Here is a 1562-nt window from a genome sequence, read left to right on the forward strand (position 1 = left end):
GTGGTCAACTCACTAACAACGATCCGAGCGCCGAGGCTGCGCTGGATGTCAAAGGTAACGCATCCAAAGCGGGTTGTGCAGACCTTCCTTAACTGCATTCATCGAACGTAAACAGCCCCGAAATTCATTTTGTTAGGGATGCTAAGGACGTCAGCTTGTCACCTCAGCACGGCGTCCTTGATTGGATAAAATGGCACACGGCCGTCTTACCGGAGAGTCGTTCAGCGTGACGACGTTCTTTAGGATTCCAACCTTTATTGATGGACTAGGCAATGTTGCACACGAGCGCGTACGACGTTATCGCAGTCGTGTAATTGAGCGGTTCGTTGATCTTTTTTCTTCGAGAGGCCGGACGTCCCCGTCCAATCGGACCTGACACCGCACCGGTCCACAACGTTCCAACGAGCTCGACAGGCGTTTCCAAACCATCGATCTTCATGTGGTATGTCGACGATCCGTGGGGAAGTGCAGCGATGCGCTCCGTCACCGCTGGATTGGACGTCGAGATGATCTGCTCGACGACGTCAGACAGGTCATCGAGTTCGCTCTGGCCAAGCAATTCGTGAAGTTTGCAGAGCGACCGGCCGCACGGTGAAAAATGGACACCATTTGACGTTGGAAGCACTGAGATGCACGATGGGTTCGAGTCGACATAACGAGAACATGTATCGCGCGCATAAGGGCTAAATTGTTTTGCATTTGCGTTGCGGCTTTACGGCAACCATCCTCATTACGTCATCGTAAAACGGTGAGATCTACCGGCGTCAGAGCCTTGGCGTCCCGGAACTACATGGAAGAGACATGTTGCAAGAACCAAGTCGGTCGGCGCGCCGTTTGCCTGATATTGAAGCGGATATTGAAGCAGATATCGGAGCGGCAGCTGTTGCGGGTAGTAAGCGGTCGTGGCGGCACGACATCCTGGCAAAACATTGGTGGGCTGTTGCCGCCGTCACATTGGGGAACGTACTAGATGCCTTTGACGTGATGGTCTACGCCTTCGCGCTGACGACGATTCTTCACGAATGGAACCTCACTACAGCGCAGGCAGGTTTGCTCGCGACCGCCTCGCTACTGGCATGTTCTATTGGGGGCGTTTTGTCGGGCCCGATTGCAGACAAGATTGGGCGCAAGCGCTCGATCGTCATGTGCGTAACGGTGTTCACGGTTTTCGCGGGACTGAGTGCTTTCACGCAGAACCTTACGCAACTTGCTATCACACGCGCGATATTGGGGTTGGGTTGGGGCGGGATGTGGACTGTTTCAGTTTTGCTAATCTCCGAATCGTGGCCGCTCAAGCATAGGGCTAAAGGATTGTCTGTATCGCAGGCTGGTTGGTCGCTCGGCTACGTACTCGCTGCCGTAGCTTCTACCTTTGTTCTTCCTGCTTTCGGCTGGAGAATCCTGTTCTGCCTAGGTGTCATTCCTGGGCTGTTTATTTACTGGATCATCCGACACGTTGATGAAAGTCCGCTTTATCTCAAGGCGCGTGCGGAGAATCGAATGAAGGCAGACTACCTTCAGATTTTCAAAGGCGATATGCGTCGTTCGACTTTGATGATGTG

1 protein-coding gene is annotated in these 1562 nt (G+C 53.3%); it reads left to right on the top strand.

Features of this window, described 5'->3' with window-relative positions; genetic code table 11:
• Positions 1-801 precede the first annotated feature (801 nt).
• On the top strand, positions 802-1562 hold a 761-nt coding region (locus tag B0G83_RS37995), incomplete at its 3' end, for an MFS transporter (protein ID WP_146120378.1).

The sequence above is a fragment of the Paraburkholderia sp. BL21I4N1 genome, assembly GCF_002973525.1.
Classification (GTDB): Bacteria; Pseudomonadota; Gammaproteobacteria; order Burkholderiales; family Burkholderiaceae; genus Paraburkholderia.